Annotated in this window: 16 protein-coding genes and 1 tRNA gene; 9 read left to right on the plus strand and 8 right to left on the minus strand. The window is 61.4% G+C overall.

Going from position 1 to position 20,507, the window contains the following annotated elements; genetic code table 11:
* Nucleotides 1-119: 119 nt before the first annotated feature.
* Nucleotides 120-1,088 carry a tripartite tricarboxylate transporter substrate binding protein gene (locus tag JQ567_RS35490; protein WP_212443117.1) on the plus strand — a complete coding sequence of 323 codons (969 nt, stop codon included), beginning with the start codon at nucleotides 120-122 and terminating at the stop codon, nucleotides 1,086-1,088.
* A gap of 48 nt (nucleotides 1,089-1,136) precedes the next feature.
* Here JQ567_RS35490 and glsA read toward each other — a convergent pair whose 3' ends face one another.
* The 6 genes from glsA to secG form a co-directional block, all read right to left on the minus strand.
* Complete coding sequence (gene glsA, locus JQ567_RS35495) at nucleotides 1,137-3,011, minus strand: glutaminase A (RefSeq protein WP_212443118.1); 1,875 nt, start codon at nucleotides 3,009-3,011, stop codon at nucleotides 1,137-1,139.
* 148 nt (nucleotides 3,012-3,159) lie between these two features.
* Nucleotides 3,160-4,356 carry an MFS transporter gene (locus JQ567_RS35500; RefSeq protein ID WP_212443119.1) on the minus strand — a complete coding sequence of 399 codons (1,197 nt, stop codon included), beginning with the start codon at nucleotides 4,354-4,356 and terminating at the stop codon, nucleotides 3,160-3,162.
* 16 nt (nucleotides 4,357-4,372) lie between these two features.
* On the minus strand, nucleotides 4,373-5,239 hold the full coding sequence (gene kdsA / locus JQ567_RS35505) for a 3-deoxy-8-phosphooctulonate synthase (RefSeq protein WP_212443120.1): 867 nt from the start codon (nucleotides 5,237-5,239) through the stop codon (nucleotides 4,373-4,375).
* Nucleotides 5,240-5,332: 93 nt separating this feature from the next.
* Nucleotides 5,333-5,659: an NIPSNAP family protein gene (locus tag JQ567_RS35510; RefSeq protein ID WP_212443121.1), complete on the minus strand. Its 327-nt coding sequence runs from the start codon at nucleotides 5,657-5,659 to the stop codon at nucleotides 5,333-5,335.
* A gap of 87 nt (nucleotides 5,660-5,746) precedes the next feature.
* Nucleotides 5,747-7,378 (minus strand): CTP synthase, encoded by a 1,632-nt coding sequence (locus JQ567_RS35515; RefSeq protein ID WP_212443122.1) that lies wholly within the window; start codon nucleotides 7,376-7,378, stop codon nucleotides 5,747-5,749.
* A gap of 166 nt (nucleotides 7,379-7,544) precedes the next feature.
* Nucleotides 7,545-7,928, minus strand: coding sequence for a preprotein translocase subunit SecG (gene secG / locus JQ567_RS35520; RefSeq protein WP_212038300.1), 384 nt, complete (start codon nucleotides 7,926-7,928; stop codon nucleotides 7,545-7,547).
* 225 nt (nucleotides 7,929-8,153) lie between these two features.
* On the opposite strand from secG, the gene JQ567_RS35525 reads away from it, so the two are divergent.
* Genes JQ567_RS35525 through JQ567_RS35535 form a run of 3 tightly spaced genes read left to right on the plus strand, consistent with a single transcriptional unit; the run spans nucleotide 8,154 to nucleotide 9,609 of the window.
* Entirely contained in the window at nucleotides 8,154-8,720 is a 567-nt protein-coding gene (locus JQ567_RS35525; RefSeq protein ID WP_212443123.1) for an XRE family transcriptional regulator, read from the plus strand.
* A gap of 5 nt (nucleotides 8,721-8,725) precedes the next feature.
* Nucleotides 8,726-9,070, plus strand: a complete 345-nt coding sequence (locus JQ567_RS35530) for a hypothetical protein (RefSeq protein ID WP_249165942.1) — start codon at nucleotides 8,726-8,728, stop codon at nucleotides 9,068-9,070.
* Nucleotides 9,071-9,075: 5 nt separating this feature from the next.
* On the plus strand, nucleotides 9,076-9,609 hold the full coding sequence (locus JQ567_RS35535) for an N-acetyltransferase (RefSeq protein ID WP_212443124.1): 534 nt from the start codon (nucleotides 9,076-9,078) through the stop codon (nucleotides 9,607-9,609).
* 2 nt (nucleotides 9,610-9,611) lie between these two features.
* On the opposite strand, the gene tpiA is transcribed toward JQ567_RS35535, so the two are convergent.
* Nucleotides 9,612-10,364, minus strand: a complete 753-nt coding sequence (tpiA, locus tag JQ567_RS35540; RefSeq protein ID WP_212443125.1) for a triose-phosphate isomerase — start codon at nucleotides 10,362-10,364, stop codon at nucleotides 9,612-9,614.
* Nucleotides 10,365-10,637: 273 nt separating this feature from the next.
* Between tpiA and JQ567_RS35545 the strand changes: the two genes are divergently transcribed.
* From JQ567_RS35545 to JQ567_RS35565, 5 genes are all read left to right on the plus strand, one after another.
* A tRNA-Ser gene (locus JQ567_RS35545) sits at nucleotides 10,638-10,710 on the plus strand.
* 458 nt (nucleotides 10,711-11,168) lie between these two features.
* Entirely contained in the window at nucleotides 11,169-12,854 is a 1,686-nt protein-coding gene (locus tag JQ567_RS35550) for a TolC family outer membrane protein (protein WP_212443126.1), read from the plus strand.
* 308 nt (nucleotides 12,855-13,162) lie between these two features.
* Complete coding sequence (locus JQ567_RS35555; RefSeq protein ID WP_249165946.1) at nucleotides 13,163-15,319, plus strand: type I secretion system permease/ATPase; 2,157 nt, start codon at nucleotides 13,163-13,165, stop codon at nucleotides 15,317-15,319.
* The gene (locus JQ567_RS35560) at nucleotides 15,306-16,556 is read left to right on the plus strand and encodes an HlyD family type I secretion periplasmic adaptor subunit (RefSeq protein ID WP_212443127.1); all 1,251 of its coding nucleotides are present in this window, start codon (nucleotides 15,306-15,308) and stop codon (nucleotides 16,554-16,556) included. Before JQ567_RS35555 ends, JQ567_RS35560 begins: the two co-directional genes overlap by 14 nt.
* 214 nt (nucleotides 16,557-16,770) lie before the next feature.
* The gene (locus JQ567_RS35565; RefSeq protein ID WP_212443128.1) at nucleotides 16,771-17,799 is read left to right on the plus strand and encodes a transglutaminase-like cysteine peptidase; all 1,029 of its coding nucleotides are present in this window, start codon (nucleotides 16,771-16,773) and stop codon (nucleotides 17,797-17,799) included.
* An 83-nt stretch (nucleotides 17,800-17,882) separates the two neighbouring features.
* On the opposite strand, the gene JQ567_RS35570 is transcribed toward JQ567_RS35565, so the two are convergent.
* Nucleotides 17,883-20,507 (minus strand): S-layer family protein (locus JQ567_RS35570; RefSeq protein WP_212443129.1); only part of this gene is annotated, 2,625 nt, incomplete at its 5' end.

Genomic DNA, 20,507 nt, shown 5'->3' on the forward strand with positions numbered 1-20,507 from the left:
CATGCACCTCGTGCAACAAGAGACGTTGCCTCGACACCTATCTCACTCACATCCAGATGATGTAGCCTGCCCGCAGGAGGCGCCGCGCATGACGCTGGCGCTGTTGAGGAAACGACATCATGAAATATTTATTCCGCGCTCTTGCAGCGTTCGCTGTTCTTTTGACCTGCGCAGGCGGCGCCGGGGCACAAGGCTGGCCGAACCGGTCGATCCGCATGGTCGTTCCCTACACGCCGGGCGGCTACACCGATCTGATGGCCCGTCTCGTCGGGCAAAAACTCTCCGAGGCGCTCGGCCAGCCCATCGTCTTCGAGAACAAGCCAGGCGCCAACGCCATCATCGGCACCGACGTCGTCGCCAAGGCCGCGCCCGACGGCTACACGTTCGGCACCGTGATCGCGGCGCATGCGGCCAACGCCACGCTCAATCCAAAGCTGCCCTACGACACGCTGAAGGATTTCAGCTACGTCTCGCTGATGAGCGTCGCGCCGCTGATCATGATCGCGCACCCTTCCGTGCCGGCGAACAATTTGAAGGAGCTGATCGCGCTCGCGAAGGCCAAGCCGGGCGAACTCAATTTTGCGTCGAGCGGCATCGGCGCTGCGGCACATCTCACCATGGAGATGTTCATGAGCCGCACCGGCATCAAAATGCAGCACATTCCCTACAAAGGCACGGCCGGCGCACTGCAGGATACCGTCGGCGGGCAGATCAACGTGATGTTCGACATCGTCGGTCCGCTGATGCCGCAGGTGCGCTCCGGGAACGCCAAGGCGATCGTCGTTACCGCAAAAGAGCGCATTCCGGCGGCGCCCGACGTGCCGACGATGGCGGAACAGGGCGTGCCGGATTTCGTGTCCGGCACCTGGGCCGGAATCATCGCACCGGCGGGCACGCCAAAGGAGATCGTCGACCGCGTCTCCGCCGAGGCCAGGAAGGCGCTCGCCGATCCCGCATTGCAGGCAAAACTGGTCGAACAGGGCATCGTCCCGATGGGCAGCAGCCCGGAGGAATTCCGTGGCTTCGTCACTGAAGAGATCGCGCGCTGGCGCAAGGTGATCACCGACGCGGGAATCAAGATGGAGTGAGGTTCCATTCCTCCGCATCAGGTAGGGGTCGGCGGCCAAGCCGACAGCTTAGTAAGCGCTGAGCAGATCGACCTTGGCGTTGGCGAGGATCAGACGCCGCGCCAGCAGCGCGGACAGATTGCGCATGATCTTGATTGCGATTTGCGGATGGAGTTGGCGATAGTCGGCAAAACTGTCGAGCGGCAACTCGAGGCAACTCACCGGCGTGTCGGCCCAGACGTCGGCGCTGCGCCTGTTCTCGATGATCGCCATCTCGCCGAACTCCATGCCGGGTCCGAGTGACGCCAGCCGCACGCCACTTGGCAGCTTCACGCTCACCATCCCGCTCTGCAGGAAGAACAGCGAGTTGGCGGGCTCGCCGACGCTGATAATGCGCTGACCGGCTTCATAGCGTCGTGTGGTTGACAATTCCGCCAACGCGGTGATTTCATCGGCGGCAAGGTCCGCCAGCAGCGCCTGCTCGCCGAGATGGATGGTCTCTTTCTGCGTCGTGAATCCGCCGTAGCGGTAGATGATCTGATCCTCGGCCCATTCGATCGCATCATCGAGCAGCGCGAAGCGCCGCAGCCGCTGCGGCTCCGCGGCCCGTGCGCAAACCGTCGACCACACCGCCGACGTCGCCTCCAGACCCGTCACGATCACGGTGACGCCGGCATTGCCGAGGATGGTGAGGTTCTCGCCCAGCAATTGCGCTCCCGCCGCGGTCAGGTCGGGCACGCGGCGAAAATCGAGGATCAACAGCGGCGCGTTCGGCGGCTCGCGGGAGAGCCGCCGGGTCACATAGTCGATCGCCGCGAAGTTCAAGGCACCAACCAACTCGATTACGCGGATGTCGCTGTGGCGCTCGTCGAGAATCTGCTGCTCGTGGGGTTGGCGGCTGCGGCGCGACGAAATGCCGTAAATATCGTAGTCGGCAATGATGCAGGTGCGGACGTCGGCGCTGCGGTTGAGCATGTGCAGGTCGAAGCGCGACGACAGCGCCTCGCAGACTTTGAGCCCGCGCACGCTGTTGCCGTGGCTGTCGAGGCACGGTGAGAACGTGCCGAGCCCGATCTGCGACGGAAGTGCTGCAACGATGCCGCCGCCGACGCCGCTCTTGGCAGGAATCCCGACGCGATAGATCCATTCGCCGGCGTAGTCATACATGCCGGAGCTCGTCATGACAGACAACGTGCGGGCGACGATGTTCGGCGTGATGACCTGAACGCCGGTCACGGGATTGACGCCGCGATTGGCGAGCGTCCCAGCCATCACGGCGAGATCGCGCGCGGTGACCAGGATGGCGCATTGCCGAAAGTAAGTATCCAGCACCGCGTCGACGTCGTCCTGCAGCACCAGATAATTGCGCAGCAGCCAGGCGATCGCACGGTTGCGGTTGCCGGTCAAAGCCTCCGAGGCATGAACGGCATCGTCGACGCCGAGTTCGCGTCCGGCAAACAGACTGAGTTTTTCGCGGATGCATTCGAACGCCGAGGCGCCCCCGGCTTGATGGATCAGTCCGGAGCAGGCGATCGCGCCGGCATTGACCATCGGATTGAACGGACGGTTGTCGTTGGTCAGCCTGATCGAATTGAACGCCTCGCCGCTGGGCTCAACGCCGATCGCAGCCGACACGCGTTCCTCTCCGACAAGATCGAGCGCGAGCGCAAACACGAAGGCCTTGGAGACTGACTGGATGGTGAAAGGCACGGCGCTGTCGCCGACCTCGTAGACATGACCATCGATGGTGACAAGGGCTACGCCGAAATGCGTCGGGTTGGCGCGTTTCAACTCGGGAATGTAATCGGCAACCGTGCCGGAATCATCCGATTTGAATTCCTCGTGACAGCTGGTCAAAAAGCGCTGTAGCGGAGGCTGGGTGGCGTATCCGGTATTTCTGGCCGCAACATTGGCCAGGATCGAGTGAGAAACTTGAACGTCCACGATGTCACCTTAAATACCGGAAATTCAAGCAATCCTTGTGCCATTGCAGCTATTTGCTTGGGCATTCGTGCCTGCCGGCATGCATCAGGCGTGCGTCATCCTGACGCGAGGCGACCATTTCCTGCTAGTTCGCAGTCGAACGACGCCATTAGCCCGGCCGCGCGTCCGCCGGCCGGGTCTGCTTCAGCAGCCGCGCGCAGACAATTCCGAGCGCGACCATGATGGCCGCGGCCGTGAGCAAGGTCGGGACCTTGCCGGCGTGCTGGATACCGAAGCCGTAGGCGATGGGGCCGAGCGTCTGGCCCATGAAAAAGAAGAACGAGTGCAGCGACAGCGCGGTCGCGCGCGCTTCGACCGACAGCTCGCTGGCAAATACCTGCAGGCAGCCGTGGATCATGTAGAAGCCCCAGCCCATGAACAGCAAGCTCAAGGCCTGGAGCTTCCATTGCGGTCCCATCGCGACCGCAACGAGTTGCACCGCGACCAGCGTCGCACCGGCAAGCATCATGCCCTTGACGCCGATCCGGGGCAGGAAGCGCGAAATCGTCATGGTGTAGAACAGGCCACCGACCGCAAAGCCGGCGATCACGATGCCGGCGATCGAGAGCGAGGTCTCGCCGAGTTCGAACAGGAAAGCGGCGATGAAGGGGAACAGGCCGAGCACGCAGCAGCCTTCGATGAACACCGCCGAATAGCAGATCCGCGCGTTCGGGTTGGTGAAGATGGTGCGGTAGCCATGTGCGAGTGCCGAGAGGCTGGTCCGCGGCGGATGCTTCAGATCGGCGCCGCGAAATCCGGCGGCCACCGCAATCGCGGCCAGCACGACCAGCGCGCCGAGGATCGCCAGCACGCCGCGCCAGCCCATGAAATCGCCGATCAATCCGGAGAACGAGGCGCCGAGCAGGTTGCCGGACATCGAGCCCATCAGCGTGCGCCCGATCGCGAGCTGGCGCTTCTCGGGCCCGACGAGATCGCTGGTCAGGCCGAGCGCAATCGGAAACACGCCGCCGGAGCCGATACCGGCGAGAATGCGCGTTGCAAACAATTCCGGAAACGACGTCGCCATCGCGCCCAGGATGTTGGCAACGCCGAGCAGCACTAGGCAGACGATCATCAGTCGCGCCTTGCCGAACATGTCGGCGGTGGCGCCGAGCACGGGCTGGATGATTGCGAAGGTAAACGCGAACACGGCGGCAAAGCCGGCGGCGGCCGCGATGCTGACGCCGAAATCCTCGGCGACGTGCGGCAGGACCGGATCGAGCGCGCGGGCCGACAGGCTGGCCGCAAAGGTCGCGAGTGCGATGATGTTGAGGGCCGGCGGCAGGCGGTTGGTTGCTGCGGTCACGGCATGGCCCGCGCCATCAGCGCGCCGTGCTGTTGGCAGTTAGGTTTTTGGCGAGCGCGTCGAACCCCATCAGGGTCTTCACCAGCGCTTCGAATTCGCGCAGCGGCACCATGTTGGGTCCGTCGCACGGTGCGTTGTCAGGATCGGGGTGGGTTTCGATAAATACGCCGGCAACGCCGGCCGCGACCGCCGCCCGCGCCAGCACTGGCACGAATTCGCGCTCGCCGCCGGATGAGGCGCCCTGCCCGCCCGGCTGCTGCACCGAATGGGTGGCATCGAAAATCACAGGCGCACCTGTGGTGCGCGCCATGATCGGCAGCGCGCGCATGTCAGACACCAGCGTGTTGTAGCCAAAGGACGCGCCGCGCTCGGTGACCAGCACATTAGGATTGCCACCGGCGGTGATCTTGCTGACGACGTTGGCCATGTCCCACGGCGCCAGGAATTGTCCCTTCTTGACGTTGACGACCTTGCCGGTCGCAGCCGCCGCCAGCAGCAGATCGGTCTGCCTGCACAAATATGCCGGGATCTGCAGCACGTCCACCGCCTGCGCCACCTCGGCGCATTGGCCGGACTCGTGGACATCGGTGAGCACGGGCAGTCCAATCGAAGCGCGTATCTCGGCGAAGATCGGCAAAGCTTGCGCAAGGCCAATGCCTCTCGCAGCGGAGACGCTGGTGCGGTTGGCCTTGTCGAACGAGGTCTTGTAGACGAGCCCGACGCCGAGACGGCCCGCGATTTCCTTCAGCGCGCCCGCCACTTCCAGCGCGTGGCTGCGGCTTTCGAGCTGGCACGGGCCGGCGATGATCGAAATCGGCAAAGCATTGCCGAATTTGACCGGGCCTACCGTCACAATGGGCGCAGCAGAAATGTTCGCGTTCAAGGGCATTTCCTTCTTGCCTGACGCGGACCATGCCGGTCCGCGCCATCAGGATCAACCCTGTTTAACCCCGGAATATCAGGGTTGCACGCCCGGTTACTTTACCGACGAGAACGCCGTCGGCACCAGCAACTGACTGACGATGTTGTCGATGATCTGGCCGTCCTCTTCGCTCTTGGCGCGGCCGGCGATCCAATCGGGATCGGACTGAAATGCCGTCCATTTCTTTTCGCGGTCGGCGAGCGAGTCCCACGCGACGAAATAGGTCAGTTCCTGGTTGGAGGTCCCGATCAGCGTGGTGAAGAAACCGGCCTGCTTGATGCCGTGCTTTTCCCACAGTTTCAGCGTCAGCGTATCGAAGCGCTTCATCAGCGCCGGCAGGCGGCCCGGCAGACAGCGATAGACACGCATTTCCATGATCATTGGTGGCACTCCCCTGATTGTTGTTCTTGCACGTAACGGAAGCGGTTTGTCGCAACAATTGGCGCGTTCGTCAAAGGCCGCCCGCCACTACACCAGCCGCGACTGCACCACCGCCGCCTGAATGAACGATGCGAACAAGGGATGCGGCTCGAACGGGCGCGATTTCAGTTCGGGGTGGAATTGCACGCCGATGAACCAGGGATGGTCCTCATATTCGACGATCTCCGGCAGCACGCCGTCGGGCGACAGGCCCGAGAAGCGCAGGCCGTGCTGTTCGAGGCGGTCCTTGTAGGCGGTGTTGACCTCGTAGCGATGACGGTGGCGTTCCGAAATCTCGGTGGCGCCGCCATAGACTGCCGACACCCGGCTGCCGCGATTGAGCGCCGCCGGATAGGCGCCCAGCCGCATGGTGCCGCCGAGATCTCCGGACTTCGTGCGCTTCTCGAGTTCGTTGCCGCGCAGCCATTCCGTCATCAGGCCGACCAGCGGCTCGCTGGTCGGACCGAACTCGGTGGAATTGGCGTTCTCGATGCCGACGAGATTGCGCGCGGCTTCGATCACAGCCATCTGCATGCCGAAGCAAATGCCGAAATACGGCACGTGGCGGACGCGCGCGAACTGCGCCGCGCGGATCTTGCCTTCGGCGCCGCGCTGGCCGAAGCCGCCGGGCACCAGGATGCCGTTGACGTGTTCGAGGAACGGCGCCGGATCCTCGTGCTCGAACACTTCGCTCTCGATCCAGTCGAGATTGACCTTCACCTTGTTGGCGATGCCGCCATGCGACAGCGCCTCGATCAGCGATTTATACGCATCCTTCATGCCGGTGTATTTGCCGACGATGGCGATGGTGACCGCGCCTTCGGGGTTGCGCACCCGCTCGTTGATGTCGTTCCAGCTTTGCAGCGCGGGCGGAATCTTCGGCGCGATGCCGAACGCGGCCAGCACTTCGTCGTCGAGACCGGCCTCGTGGTAGGCTTGCGGCACCGCGTAGATGTTGTCGACGTCCCTCGCCTCGATCACTGCGCTTTCGCGCACGTTACAGAACAGGCCAAGCTTGCGCCGCTCTTCCTTCGGAATCTCGCGGTCGGTGCGGCACAGCAGGATGTCCGGCTGGATGCCGATCGAACGCAGCTCCTTGACCGAATGCTGGGTCGGCTTGGTCTTCAACTCGCCGGCGCTCGGGATGAACGGCAGCAGCGTCAGATGAATGTAAACCGCGTGCTCCCGCGGCAATTCGTTCTTGAGCTGACGAATGGCTTCAAAGAACGGCAGCCCCTCGATATCGCCGACGGTGCCGCCGATCTCGACCAGCACGAAATCATATTCGTCGTTGCCCGAGAGGACGAATTCCTTGATCGCGTTGGTGACGTGCGGCACCACCTGGATCGTCGCCCCCAGATAATCGCCGCGGCGTTCCTTGGTGATGATGTCCTGATAGATGCGCCCGGTGGTGATGTTGTCGGCCTTGGTGGCCGGACGCCCCGTGAAGCGCTCGTAATGGCCGAGATCGAGATCGGTCTCGGCGCCGTCGTCGGTCACGAACACTTCGCCGTGCTGATACGGCGACATCGTTCCGGGATCGAGGTTGAGATAGGGGTCGAGTTTGCGGAGACGGACCTTGTACCCGCGGGCCTGCAACAGCGCACCGAGTGCCGCTGATGCCAGACCTTTGCCGAGCGAAGAAACCACGCCGCCGGTGATGAATATGTACCGCGCCATGGGACTCAACCTTTAAGGCCACTGCTCCGATTCGCCAAAACCAATCGCTCGCCAGAGCGAACATTTTGCCGGGCTGTGGGTGACGTGAAATCTAAAGCGAAATCAGAGCATTGATGGGAAATTCTGATGCAGGACGGTAGTCGCCGTCCTGCATAGCCACCCTGCTTTATTGCGAACGCGGTGCTTGCGGGCCCGATGGCGCCGGCGGGCTCTGCTGTTCATCGACCTTCTTCAGCGTATCCAGGACGCCGCCGCTGGTCGGCGGCGCGATCGGCGCCCCTCCGGGCTGGGACGGCGTCGCCGGGCCCGTGAGAATCGAGCTTGGCTTGCGATCGAGGCCCGCGGACCAGGCCAAATACAGGCTGGTGACAAAGAAGCCTGCGGCCAGAATCGCGGTCATCCGCGTCAACAGATTGGAGGTTCCGCGGCTCGACATGAAGCCGGCGCCGCCGCCCATGCCAAGGCCGCCGCCTTCGGATTTCTGCAGCAATACCGCGCCGATCAGCACGGCGACGATCATGAGGTGAACGACAATAACGACGGCCTGCATTTCTAACCTTCCGTCACAAGCGACGAGCGCCGGGCTTCGGCTGCACTATTGAGCTTGCGGGTTTTCCTGAAGTTGCGCGGTGTTACACGATCGGACGGGGCATTGTCACCCCCAACAGCTGCTCCGGAGATAATTGCCGCAGCCTTTCCAACAAGCTGCGAAGCAGCACGAAGTCGCGACATTTCCAGCTTGCGAACGGCGGCTGAGTTCTCTTATAGTAGACATATGGCCACTATTGTAGACGATCTAAGTAACCGTCTGGCGCAGCGCCTGCGTCTCGAGCGCGACAGTCGCGGCTGGTCGCTGGCCGATCTCGCCGAACGATCGGGGGTCTCAAAGGCCACCATCAGCAAGATCGAGCGCGCCGAAGTCAGCCCGACCGCGGTGGTGCTGGTCCGGTTGGCAAGCGCCTTCGACCTCACGCTTGCCGGCCTGATGCTGCGCGCCGAAGGCCAGGGTGAGCGCCTTTCGCGTGCCAGCGAACAGCCGGTCTGGCGCGATCCCGAGACCGGCTACCTGCGCACACAGGTATTCAATCGCCCCGATCATCCGCTCGAAGTCATCAGGGTCGAATTGCCGGCACGGCAGCGCGTGACGCTGCCGGCCTCATCCTACGCCCATATCCGACAAGTGGTCTGGGTACAGGCCGGCGCACTCGTGATCATCGAGGCCGGTGAACGGCATTTGCTCAGCACCGGCGATTGCCTCGGATTCGGTCCACCCGCGGAGACGACCTTCGCCAACGAGGGCGCCGCACCCTGTACCTACATCGTGGCGTTGGCCCGGAGCTAGCGACGATGCCGGAGGCTGCCCTCAAGAGCTCCGCGATCGAACAAGCGTCCCCCGACAACACTATTGCGGCCGGCCACAATGGCGGCCCACCACTCGACGATACACACCGGCCGGAATGGGGTGATGGAGGAATCGGAAATTACTTCTACTGGAAGGCCGCGCACCACAGGGCGTGGCACAACCCCTCACCCGGCATCGTCGCCTTTCGCATTCAAAAGGCCGAACGGCTCGGGCTCACTTATGAAGAGTACACGTTGGAAGTTCTCGAACGCGGCCGACATCTCCAGATCGAGGATGTCGAGCGGATTGCAGAGATCAAGCAGGCCCGTGCGGCCAGGAAACGAGGCTGAACGACATGCCTGATATCGAAATCAAACCCTTGAGCCCTTCGCCCGATATCCGCGTAAAGCTCAGCGAGATACTGATTGAAGCGGTGGCCCATGGCGGCTCGGTCAGCTTCATGCATCCGCTGCATCAGGAGGTCGCAAATGCCTTCTGGGAGAAGTCGCTGGCTGCGGCGGCGCGCGGAGAACGGATCATTCTCGGCGCCTTCGACGGCGATCAGCTGGTCGGAACGGTAACGCTGGTGCTGGACCTTGCGCTCAACCAGCCGCACCGGGCGGAAATCGTGAAGATGTTAACGCGGGTCAGCCATAGGGGCCGCGGCGTGGCGAAGGCGCTGCTATACGCGGCCGAGCGCGCTGCCGTCGAGCGCGGGCGCTGGCTTCTGGTGCTCGACACCGCCGACGACGAAGGCGCGTCCGGATTATACGAGCGTGTCGGCTTCAAGTTGGCCGGGATCATTCCGGACTACGCGTACAAGCCCCTCGGCGGCATGACGGGCACGATGTTCTACTGGAAGCGCCTAAAGGACGCCGCGCCCACCTAAGCTCAACACCCCGCCGCGATCGCCAAAAAGTCCGCCGCCTTCAGGCTGGCGCCGCCGACCAGCGCACCGTTGACGTTGGCGACCGCCATCAGCTCGGCCGCATTGGAAGGCTTGACCGAACCGCCATAGAGAATCCGGATCTTGCCGCCCTCGGCCTTAAATCGGTCGGTGAGAACACCTCGGATAAACGCATGAACTTGCTCGACATCTTTTGCCGTCGGGGTCAGCCCGGTGCCGATCGCCCAGACCGGCTCATAGGCCACCACCAGATTGGCTGACGTCGATCCGTCCGCCAACGAGCCTTTGAGCTGGCCACCGCAGACGTCCAGCGTCTGCCCGGCGTCGCGCTGGGCCTGGGTTTCGCCTATGCAGACGATCGCGGTAAGCCCCGCCCGCCAGGCGGCTTCCGCCTTCTGCCGGACCAGAGCGTCAGTCTCGCCATGGTCGGCACGCCGCTCGGAATGGCCGACAATGATGGCGCTGGCGCCGGCATCGGCCAGCATTTCGGCCGAAAGGTCGCCGGTATGGGCGCCCGAAGCCTTCGGGTGGCAATCCTGGGCGCCCACTGTGAGTTTCGAGCCCTTGGCCTTGTCGGCAAACGCCGCAACCAGGGTCGCCGGCGGGCAGACCAGCAGGTCAGCCTTGGCGGCCACCGCTCCGGCACCTTCGCGCATCGCTTCAAATTCGGCCAGGGAGGACTTGAGGCCGTTCATTTTCCAGTTGCCGGCGATCAGGGGCCGAATGGCGTCAGGCATGTCGATTTTCTCTCGAATATGGGGTCCCCATCCGCTAGCAGAGGCGCGCCGCCAGTTCCAGATACCGCTTCAATTGGCCCGTGCAGCCGAGGTTGCGAGGGGCGACTGCCACTTTATGATGCGATCTCAACTCGGGTAGACGCCCCGTTGCGGTATTCCAATCCAAAACCGCCTTGGCTATGACCCGGTTCCCCTCCTACAAGTCGAAAGTGCGGGAATATAGGGGCTTTGAAGCTCAATCCTTATTTTGAGCGCCTCCCGCACCGTGCGTGAGAGCTAGGCGGCCGCAAGATGAACCCGTGACTTTCAATCATGGAGTCGAGGGTTCGAGTCCCTCCGCTCACCATGAAAATAAGCCCTTTCCGCAATTCAGCCCGACTTGCGATTTTCCTTGGGGTTTCGAAGAACGCGGAGCATTGTTGCCGGTTTTTCCCGATCTTCATCAGGAGAACTACTGACAAGGTCAAAGATTTCCTCGGCAGCGGCATTGCCTTCCGGAAACGGGGCTCGTGTTTCCATGGGGAACATATCAGAGCACTCAGGCGGGAGAGTGGTTAGCTATTCAGTAGGACTTGCAAGAAGGATGGCATCCATCGCAACGGACCATGCAATGGTCTGCTGCTCACACTTCAAGTGCCGCCGGATTGAGCCTCACATCCGCCCCGGTTCCGATTCTTCCCGCCCAGTGTTGCAAAAATATCATAGGTGACGACCACTCCTTTTGGTAGGCTGAGATCAGAATTTAAGCTTTTCGACGTTATTTTAGACGTAAGTTTATTGTTTTGGCTAACGGGGATGGGGCAAATGAAATCCGCATATTTGGCGATCGCGGGCCTCATTTTGGCCGGCTGCCCCTTGGCAGCCGAGCCCTATTCGATAAATGATGCGCTGAAACAAGCCGTCCAAACCAATCCCGGCGTAGGCGAAGCGTCGGCAAACCGGCGCGCAACCGAATCAGAGCTTCGGCAGACCCAAAGCACCCTGCTTCCGCAAGTGCGGATCGAAGCTCGCTACGGCCCAGAGAAATTCGACCAGAGCAATCCGGTTGTGAGTTCAAGCGCATTGCCCGTTCCGATCGCCGGAAATGGAGCATGGCGGAATGGCTCGCAGGAATCAGTGGTCGTCCGGCAAGTTCTTTTCGACGGCTTTGCATCTATCCACGACATCTGGCGCCAATCTGCCCGAGTCAACGCTGCAGCATTTCGCGTACGCGAGCGGACGGAACTGATCGCTCTGGACGCTGCCGAGGCGTATGTCGATGTCGTGCGGTACCTGCGGTTGGTGGGCCTTGGCGAGCAGAACGTTGCCAGCCACGAGAAGATATTCTCGAACGTGAATACGCGCTTCTCGGGCGGGCGGGCCGGCGAAGGCGACCTCGAGCAGGCCCGGGAGCGCGTCGAAAATGCGCGCGCCACTCTCGCCGAGCTTCGCAGGAGTCTGGACGAAGCGCGGGCAAAATACCGCAAGGTTGTTGGGCTTGAGCCGTTCAATTTGAGATTCCCCGGTCCCCTCGCCGGTTTGCCGAGCACCAAGGATGAAGCCTTGGCTGTGACCATACGGTTCAATCCGACCATTCTGGCTGCGCAAGCGGACGTTACCGCCGCAAAGCACGCGTTTCGGGTAACGGATGGCGCATTCGTTCCAAACTTCTCCCTCGAAGGCCGTGCAACTCACAACGACAATACGTATCCCTATTTGGGCGTTACCCACGATAATTATAGCGGCAAAGTAGTGATGTCCTGGGACATCTTCCGAGGCGGCCAGGATGTTTGGCGCCGCTCGGAAATGGCCGAGCGCCACACCGAGACCACGATGCGCCATGCGCGATTACAGCGCGACGCGCTCGAGTCGATCGACAAGGCATGGGCGGCACGGACGATTACTGCAACCAGGGTCGCCGCCCTGGTCCGGCAGCTGCAGGCTGACCGGAAGACGATTGCCGCGTTCGACAAGGAATACGAGCTTGGTCAGCGCTCGCTGATTGATCTTTTGAACGCACAGAACCAGTATTTCAATGCGGCTGTATCGCTCACCTCCTCGCGTGGCGTTATCGTTTTCGCCGACTACCAGCTGCTCGCGGCAATGGGAACACTTCTCGAGTACCTCAAGGCGCCGCCTCCCGTGGATGCCGCGCCGCTCGACATCGGCCCTGGCGGTCTGGTTCCCTACAAATTTCCTACGCTGCGAGTGACGCTGCCGCAGACGGGGTCGGAGCCCCTCCGTGTATCTACGGCACCTGTCGGTGCTCCCGTTGGCGTGACCTCCTACGCAGCGGTCGATCCTCAAGATGGCTTCAAGGATCGCTGGCCCCGTTTGGCGTCTGCAGCAAGAATGATCGGCGCAATGGAATGGTTCGCCGAAAAACGAGGCCACAAGCCGGAGGGGTCGGTTGCTTTCGTGAACCCGAATGGCCCCAACGCCATGGCGTACGCCGGCGCCGAAAAGGGCAAGCCTCATTGGTTGCTGACAGCCTTCGCTCCCGAAAAGTGAGCGTTGCAGACTTGCAAGTGCGGGCCGCAATAACGGCCAATGCATCATAGTTAATGGGGCCCGATTAACTGTTTGTCAGGATATTCGCGCCTCGCGAATGATTCGGTTCGCAGACTGCTGTAATGTGCCAGTCACTGGCCGCGCTCGATATTTCGCTGGTCTGGTTCGTTTTCGATCAGAGGCTTTAGATTTTGTTGTTTCGGACGCCCAAGTCGGCCAAAGGCCGGCCATCCAATGATGAGCCGGAAGCGACGGTTGTTGCTTCGACCAACGCAGACACGCTCCGAAGCGATCCCCTCGCCGCCTCCCTGACCTATCTGGCTGCCCACCATGGTCGCGCAGTAAGCCGTGAGGCGCTGCTCGGAGGGCTTCCAATACTTGATGGCCGACTTTCCGTCGCCTTGTATGACCGGGCAGCCAGGCGTGCCGGCCTGGAAACCGAGGCGGTCAAGCGGGCCATTCTCGACATTCCTGCAATGGTTCTTCCCGCCGTCCTGATCATGAAAGACGGGACTGCGCTGATCCTCCTCGGGATCGATGCGAAAAACCAAAGCGTCAAGGTTCTTGATCCGACGTTGGATCGGAGCAATCCTCGGATTGCGGGCGTTAGTTCGCTGATCGCAAACTACACCGGCTATGCGTTTCTTGTCAGGGCGGCAGCTGAAGCTGACGCACGCGCAGTCGCTGCGGGCGACCTCCCGCGGACCCATTGGTTCTGGTCGGTCGTCAAGCTGTACTGGCGCAGCTACGGCCACATCGCGCTGGCCGCCTTTCTGGTCAACATGCTCGCGCTTGCCACGCCATTGTTCACGATGAGCGTCTACGATCGGGTCATCCCTAACGGCGCGATCCCTTCGCTCATTGCGCTATCGATAGGGCTTGGCCTCGCGATCGTTTTCGACTTTGTACTTCGTGCCGTGCGAAGCCGCATGATCGACGTGACAGGCAAGACCGTAGATGTCGTGCTCGCTGCGAATATTTTTGAACACGTGATGGCCGTCAAGCTGGCACAACGTCCCGGCTCAGTCGGTATCGTTGCCAATCAGCTCCGCGACTTCGACTCAGTGCGCGAGTTCTTCACTTCGGGCAGCGTGGTATCTGTAACCGATTTGATCTTCGCACTCCTCTTTATCGGTGTTCTGTTCATCGTCGCGGGACCGTTAGCCTGGATCCCGCTCATCATGTTACCGATCATGATCGCATTGGGCCTGACGATGCAGCGTCCGCTTGACCGCGCAATGAAACGACTGCAGGCGGAATCCTCTGCGCGCCACGGCGTTCTCGTCGAATCGCTTTCCGGCCTGGAAACGGTCCGCGCGACCGGTGCCGAAGCCCGGATGCAGACGGCCTGGGAGCGGTCGGTCGCCGCCACGGCACGGTCGGGCGAGGATGTTCATTTCTGGGCATCGCTCACCTTAACGAGCGCAAACGCTGCACAGCAGATAACCAGCCTTCTGTTGGTGGTCGTCGGTGTTTTTCTTATCCTCGACGGCAAGCTGACCGTTGGCGCCCTCGTCGCGGCCAATATGCTGGCCGGCCGCGTCCTGTCCCCGATCGCCGGCATTGCCTCGGTAATAACGCGCGGGACCCAAACCTTCGCGGCGCTCAAGGCGATCGACCGCATCATGTCGCTGGAGCGCGAACGGTCTCCGCAGCGGGCCTACGTTGCCAGGAAAGTCAGCGAAGGCCGCATCAATTTCGAGAACGTCTCCTTCGCCTATCCAAACGCCCCTGGCAAAGCGCTGGATAAGGTCTCGTTCAAGATCGAGGCCGGCGAACGGATCGGCATTATTGGACGTGTCGGATCGGGAAAAACGACAGTCGGGCGCCTTTTGCTCGGTTTCTACGAAGCCCAGGAGGGACGGATTCTCGTCGATGGCGTCGATTCACGTCAATACGACCCTTCGGATCTTCGTGCCGGCATCGGATTTGCGATGCAGGATACCGACCTGTTCTTTGGAAAATTGCGCGATAATATTGCTTTGGGCAGGCCCGAGGCGAGCGATGAAGAAGTCCTCGCGGCAGCGCGACTGTCGGGGGTGGAAAATTTCATCGCCGGCCATCCGATGGGCTACGATATGCCCATTTCGGAAGGTGGTCGCAGTCTGTCTGGCGGACAAAAGCAGGCTATCGGACTAGCGCGCGTACTGATCCGAAAGCCGCGCGTCCTGTTCCTGGACGAGCCAACGGCGCATTTCGATATCAGGAGCGAAGCCGAATTCCTGGAGCGACTGAAAGCAATGCGCGGAGAGCAGATGACCATCATCATCTCCACTCACCGCCTCTCGCTTCTCGGAATGGTTGATCGTCTGTTGTTGTTCGATAACGGCCGCCTGGTGGCGGATGGGCCTCGCGACAAGGTTTTGGCCATCCTCAAAGGTCAGCCGACGGCGTCTGCAGGCGACGGCAACCCGCAGCCCACTCAAAGGGCAACCCTGGTGCAAAAGCCCAATGTCTCCATCTGACTTTGCCTTTGCCAACGACGTCCGCGCCGCGGCTGCTCTGCGCACGCCGCGGACGTCCCGCATGCTCCTGTTCACCTTTCTCGCCCTGCTGACGACCTTTCTGATCTGGGCCCATTTTGCCGTTCTGGATGAGGTCAAGCGCGGCAATGGCCGGGTCGTGCCCTCGCGCCAGACTCAGGTGGTCCAGACTCTCGAGGGTGGTATCGTAGGCGATATCCTGGTGCAGGAAGGGGCGATCGTACAACAGGGACAATCCCTGATGCGTATCGACGACACCAAATTCGCGTCGGAGTTCGGCGAAATCAGAGAGCGGCGCGCGGCGATGGCTGCCCGCGTGGCGCGCCTCGAAGCGGAAGCACGAGGACGAAGCGAAGTCACGTTCCCTGATCAGCTTGATCAAGTAGTACCCGCTGCCGTCGCGACAGAGGCAAGTGTCTTCAGAATGCGCGCGCAAAAGCTGGCGCAAGATGTTGACGTCTTGAATCAGCAGGTAACTCGTCTCAGCGGCTCCCTCAAATTGCTCGATCGGGAACTCACCCTCACCCGCCGGTTATACGAACAGAAGGTTGTGCCTGAGATCGAAATGCTGCGGCTTGATCGTCAGGCAACTGAAATGCGGGGTCAGCTTGCCGAGTCACAATCGAAGATCGCCTTTGCAGTTACCTCATTTCGATCACAAGCCGACGAGGATCTCGCCAAGTCAAAGGGCGATTTGGCCGTCCTTGATGAGAACATCAAATCGGCGCAGGACCGCGTGCGGCGTACCGACCTCAAGGCTCCGGTGCACGGCATCGTTAACAAATTGAACGTCACCACGCTTGGCGCGGTGGTGCAACCCGGCGCCAACGTGATGGATATCATTCCGCTGGACGATTCCTTGCTTGTTGAGGGCCGGATTCGGCCGCAGGATATTGCGTTCATTCGCCCCAACCAGGACGCGGTGGTCAAGATTTCTGCCTATGATTCTTCCGTTTACGGCTCGCTCAAAGGCAAGGTTGAGCGCATAAGCGCTGACACCATCGTCGACGACAAGGCCGAGAAATCGGAGCGTCAGGAAACATTTTACCGCGTGATGGTCCGCACCGAAAAGAACCATCTCGGAACTGCCAAGAATTCCCTACCGATCATTCCCGGCATGATAGCGACGGTCGAAGTCCTCACCGGCGAGAAATCGGTTCTGGATTATTTGCTCAAGCCGGCACGCACCTTGCGCGACGACGCCCTGCGCGAACGTTGAGCGACGGCGGTTTGCTTAACGGATCGTTGCCTTCGATTGTTCAATTTTGAACGATCGCGCAAACCGGTGATTGACCGGCTTTTCGACATTACCTCCAAGCGCCGCCCATATTTAACTTCGCATAAGAAGCGAGGGCGCAGGCTCCGTCCCGATAACAGATTGGGGCGGAAGATCGACGCAAAGACGTTGACTGACGTTCCGGACAGGGGACGTCATGATACCGCGCTTGAATTGGCGGAAGCTTCGCTCGTCTGCATTGATTGCTGCGCTTACTGTTGCGGCCATCGTTTGCGCAGCCTCCCCTTCATTCTCAGCGGATGAACCGTTAGTTGTCGACACGACCACCGATTTCATCCCCGGCTCCGACCGGGCGTCGGCGCGGCCGCCCGCAACCTTCTTCAGCATCAACGCCGTTCTGGCGAAGCTCGATCGTCAGCGCGGCCGCGGACCTGATGCCATTCGCCTCGCCTCGCTCCCTCCTTCGAATTCCGCGACGGACGCACCGCCCGCGGTCAAGGAAGTGCCGACCGTCGGCCTGGAGCCATTCGGGCTATTCACGTTCCGCGCGCCTGACGGCCTGCTCTGGCGCAAGTGGCGGGGCGTCGAAGCCGCCATGGCAAAGGAAAAGGCTGTCCTGGATCAATGCCGTAACGAAGCCGGCAACTGCCCTGCCAATGCCGCTCAATTCCTGCGGTTGATCGGCGTGGTCAGCTCAAAGTCCGGACGCGACAAACTTGAAGAGGCCAATCGCGGCGTCAACGCGGCGGTCCGCTATGTCAGCGATTATTCCCAGCATGGCGAAGCTGATCGCTGGAGCACCCCACTTGCGACGTTTGCGACCGCGAGAGGCGACTGCGAGGATTATGCGATTGCCAAATACGTCGCACTGGCCGCGGCGGGATTTTCACGGAACGACCTCCAGCTCGTGCTGGTTCGCGACCGCGCCGTCCGTCAGGATCATGCTGTACTGGCCGCTCGTCTCGACGGCCGTTGGCTGATCCTGGACAACCGGCATTCCGCATTGATTGAAGACTCCGACGCCTCGAGCTTTACGCCGCTGTTCGCCATCAATCAGCATGGCGTGCATCTGTTCGCCGCTCCCTATGCCAGGCGTCCGCTGCTTGCGAATGAGACTGAGGCGTCACCTGCGGCGGCCGGCAATGGTAGCCTCGGAGAATGGACCGGCACCGACAATGCCAGTTACGGTGCATTCCAACTGGGCACGCTAGCGCTGCTGATGTGAAAGCGTGACAATGAGCTGTTCGTCAACGCCACGAAAAACCCGCCGGATTGCTCCGGCGGGCCTTTTTTCGCGACGTCAGATCATCAGACCATCTTGATATGAGCCGCATCAACCGTGCCGCCATTTTCCAGCACAGCCATCGCGATCGCGGCACCCGCGCCACTACCACCATCGGCGTCATACAGCAGCGTATGGGTCGCCGTATTGAAGTGGAAGCGTTCCGCCGCGCCGAAGTCGTTGGACGCATCACTGCCGAACTGAGCCGCCGTGGGTGAGCCTAGCGCCAACCCCGCCCCCGTGAAGCCCGACAGCAATATGTCGACCGTATCGCCCTCCGCGGTGCTGAAGTCGAGAATGTGATCCAGCCCTTCGGACGGTGCGCCATAGCGGAAGTGATCAGCCCCTGTACCGCCGGTGAGCGTGTCAGAGCCTGCTCCTCCGTTGATAATGTCGTTGCCACCGCGCCCAATGATCGTGTCATCTCCTCCGTTACCGGAAAGCGTGTCGCTTCCTGATCCTCCATAGATCAGGTCAGACAAGGTGGTGTTTCCACTGACGGTTATTGCCGGATTGCCGGGATCGAACACCTCCAAGGCGAAGGTCAACAGCCGCGCCTGTTCATTGCCGGGCGTGTTGTCATCATACTGAATCGTCCAGGTCTCGCCCGCCACAACTGGATTCAACGCAATATACTGGGCGAGTGATTGGCCCGGGTTGGTCGTGTTGATGATGCTGTCAAAATCAACAACGGCCTTCATGAGCTGCCCGTCGAACAACCATGTATTCGCGTTTCCGTCCAAATGAGAGATGGCCTGGAACTTGATCCCATCTACATAAATATAGACGTCGACCTGAGCCTCCAGATCATTTCCGTTCTGGTCACCGGCCTGAATGGGAACCGAATAACCAGGTCGATGCTGGAAATCCGTCCGTAGAGTAATTGACCCAGCGGAAGGATCGTTGTCGACAGCCGCCGCGAAGGCTGCTGACAAAGTGAATGTAGCATCGGCGTCGTTTCCGGACGTCAGCGGATTATTTGCGTCGCCGGCGATATTGCCCGTTGGACCGGGAGTGCTTGTTGGCGCAACCTCATGGATGTTGACCGTCTCCGTTGCATGTACGGTGCCGTCATATACATCCAATGTCAGTGCGACGTTCACAGTATCCGTTACCGTCGCCGTTGGACGATACACCAGGTTATCAAGCAGATTGACGCCCGAGACAGTGTCGAACAGCGTCATCCCAGCAGTAACGGCGTGGTATGATCCATCATAGTAGAACAGACCCGTTGGAACAGTGCCGTTGGCCGTAACGACTAAAGGATCGCCGTTCGGATCCGTTGGCACATTCACCAGCAGCGGATAGCCATCGGTATAGTTCGGCGACTGTTGCGCAGGGTCGCTCGGCATCCAATTGTGGGTGTCGGCAACAATGGGCGCGGCATTGTCGTTCACACCATTGATCGTGATGGTGAGTTGTGCGGTGGATTGATCGGTATCACCGTCCCGAATTGTATAGCTGAACTTGTCTTCGAGTGTCTGGCCATTGTTCAGATTCTGGACCGCTGCCAGACCATTGTTCAATGTGTAGGTATAGGTACCGTTTGCATTCAGCGTCAGCGTGCCATATTGGCCCGCGAACGAGGAACCAACCGTCCCTGAAGTCGCCAGATTGACGCTGCTCACGGCAAACACCGTTGCACCGTCAGCCCCCTTCGTGTCCGCGTTGCCGTCCGTCGTGTTGCTGTCGCCGGCGTCCGTTCCACCGGCAATTACATTGCCGGTCGCCACGGTCGGGCCGTCTTCCGTAACACTGTCCGTGTCCGCAACCGCGGTCGGAACGTCGTCGACGACATGGACCACCAGGTTGTCGCCCGCCGTCGTGCCGCCGATGCCGTGCACCGTCAGCGCCACGCTGTCGTCGAAGCCCGCGCCGTTGACGGCGTCGTTCCCGGTCGCAGTCACACTGTCGTTGTCGATCGTCGCCGGCAGCGTGTAGCTGTAGTTCACCGTGCCGCCGAAGCTGTCGCCGGTGTAGCCCGTCAGCGTCAGCACGCCCTGGCCGGTGTTCACCACGCCATTGGTGGTGCCAAACGCCTGGATCTCCGCCAGCGTGAACGTTACCCCGCCGATCACGATGTCCTGCACCCCGTCCGTCGCAGAGATCGTGAAGTTGCCCGTCGTCGTCGTCGTGCCGTCACCCGCACTCGACCCGTTCGGGGTCAGCCCGGCCTCGAGCACCGTCGCGTCCGCGCCCGTCGCCTGCGCCGTCACCACCGAGGCGCTATCGTCCGCACCCTGGATCGTGATCGTCAGCGTCGCCGGCGAGGTGTCGCCGTCCGCGTCCTGCATCGTGTAGTGCAGCGTGTAGCTCAGGCTGCTCGCCGCCGTCAGCGCCTGCGTCGCCGCAAGGCTGTTGTTCAGCGTATAGCTCCAGGTACCGTTGCCGTTCTGCACCAGCGTGCCGTAGCTGTTCAGCGCCGCAACCGACGCCGCGTCGGTGATCGCATCCCACGCCACGAAGCTCTTCGGCGTGTCCGCGCCCGAGGCGTCGTTGGTCAGAACGCTCCCCGACACCAGGCTCGCGCCGTCCTCGACCACCCCGGCAGGCCCGTCATTGGCCGCCAAGGGCACGTCGTCGACGACATGGACCACCAGGTTGTCGCCCGCCGTCGTGCCGCCGATGCCGTGCACCGTCAGCGCCACGCT

Source organism: Bradyrhizobium sp. AUGA SZCCT0431 (genome assembly GCF_018131065.1).
Classification (GTDB): Bacteria; Pseudomonadota; Alphaproteobacteria; order Rhizobiales; family Xanthobacteraceae; genus Bradyrhizobium.

What these genes read in the sequence shown, in the direction of transcription:
- JQ567_RS35565 (WP_212443128.1), top strand. Translation starts at nt 16,771, where the DNA reads ATGATACCGCGCTTGAATTGGCGGAAGCTTCGCTCGTCTGCATTGATT.
- JQ567_RS35560 (WP_212443127.1), top strand. Translation starts at nt 15,306, where the DNA reads ATGTCTCCATCTGACTTTGCCTTTGCCAACGACGTCCGCGCCGCGGCT.
- JQ567_RS35515 (WP_212443122.1), bottom strand. Translation starts at nt 7,378, where the DNA reads ATGGCGCGGTACATATTCATCACCGGCGGCGTGGTTTCTTCGCTCGGC.
- JQ567_RS35490 (WP_212443117.1), top strand. Translation starts at nt 120, where the DNA reads ATGAAATATTTATTCCGCGCTCTTGCAGCGTTCGCTGTTCTTTTGACC.
- JQ567_RS35530 (WP_249165942.1), top strand. Translation starts at nt 8,726, where the DNA reads ATGCCGGAGGCTGCCCTCAAGAGCTCCGCGATCGAACAAGCGTCCCCC.
- secG (WP_212038300.1), bottom strand. Translation starts at nt 7,928, where the DNA reads ATGCAGGCCGTCGTTATTGTCGTTCACCTCATGATCGTCGCCGTGCTG.
- tpiA (WP_212443125.1), bottom strand. Translation starts at nt 10,364, where the DNA reads ATGCCTGACGCCATTCGGCCCCTGATCGCCGGCAACTGGAAAATGAAC.
- JQ567_RS35550 (WP_212443126.1), top strand. Translation starts at nt 11,169, where the DNA reads ATGAAATCCGCATATTTGGCGATCGCGGGCCTCATTTTGGCCGGCTGC.
- JQ567_RS35510 (WP_212443121.1), bottom strand. Translation starts at nt 5,659, where the DNA reads ATGATCATGGAAATGCGTGTCTATCGCTGTCTGCCGGGCCGCCTGCCG.
- JQ567_RS35535 (WP_212443124.1), top strand. Translation starts at nt 9,076, where the DNA reads ATGCCTGATATCGAAATCAAACCCTTGAGCCCTTCGCCCGATATCCGC.
- JQ567_RS35525 (WP_212443123.1), top strand. Translation starts at nt 8,154, where the DNA reads ATGGCCACTATTGTAGACGATCTAAGTAACCGTCTGGCGCAGCGCCTG.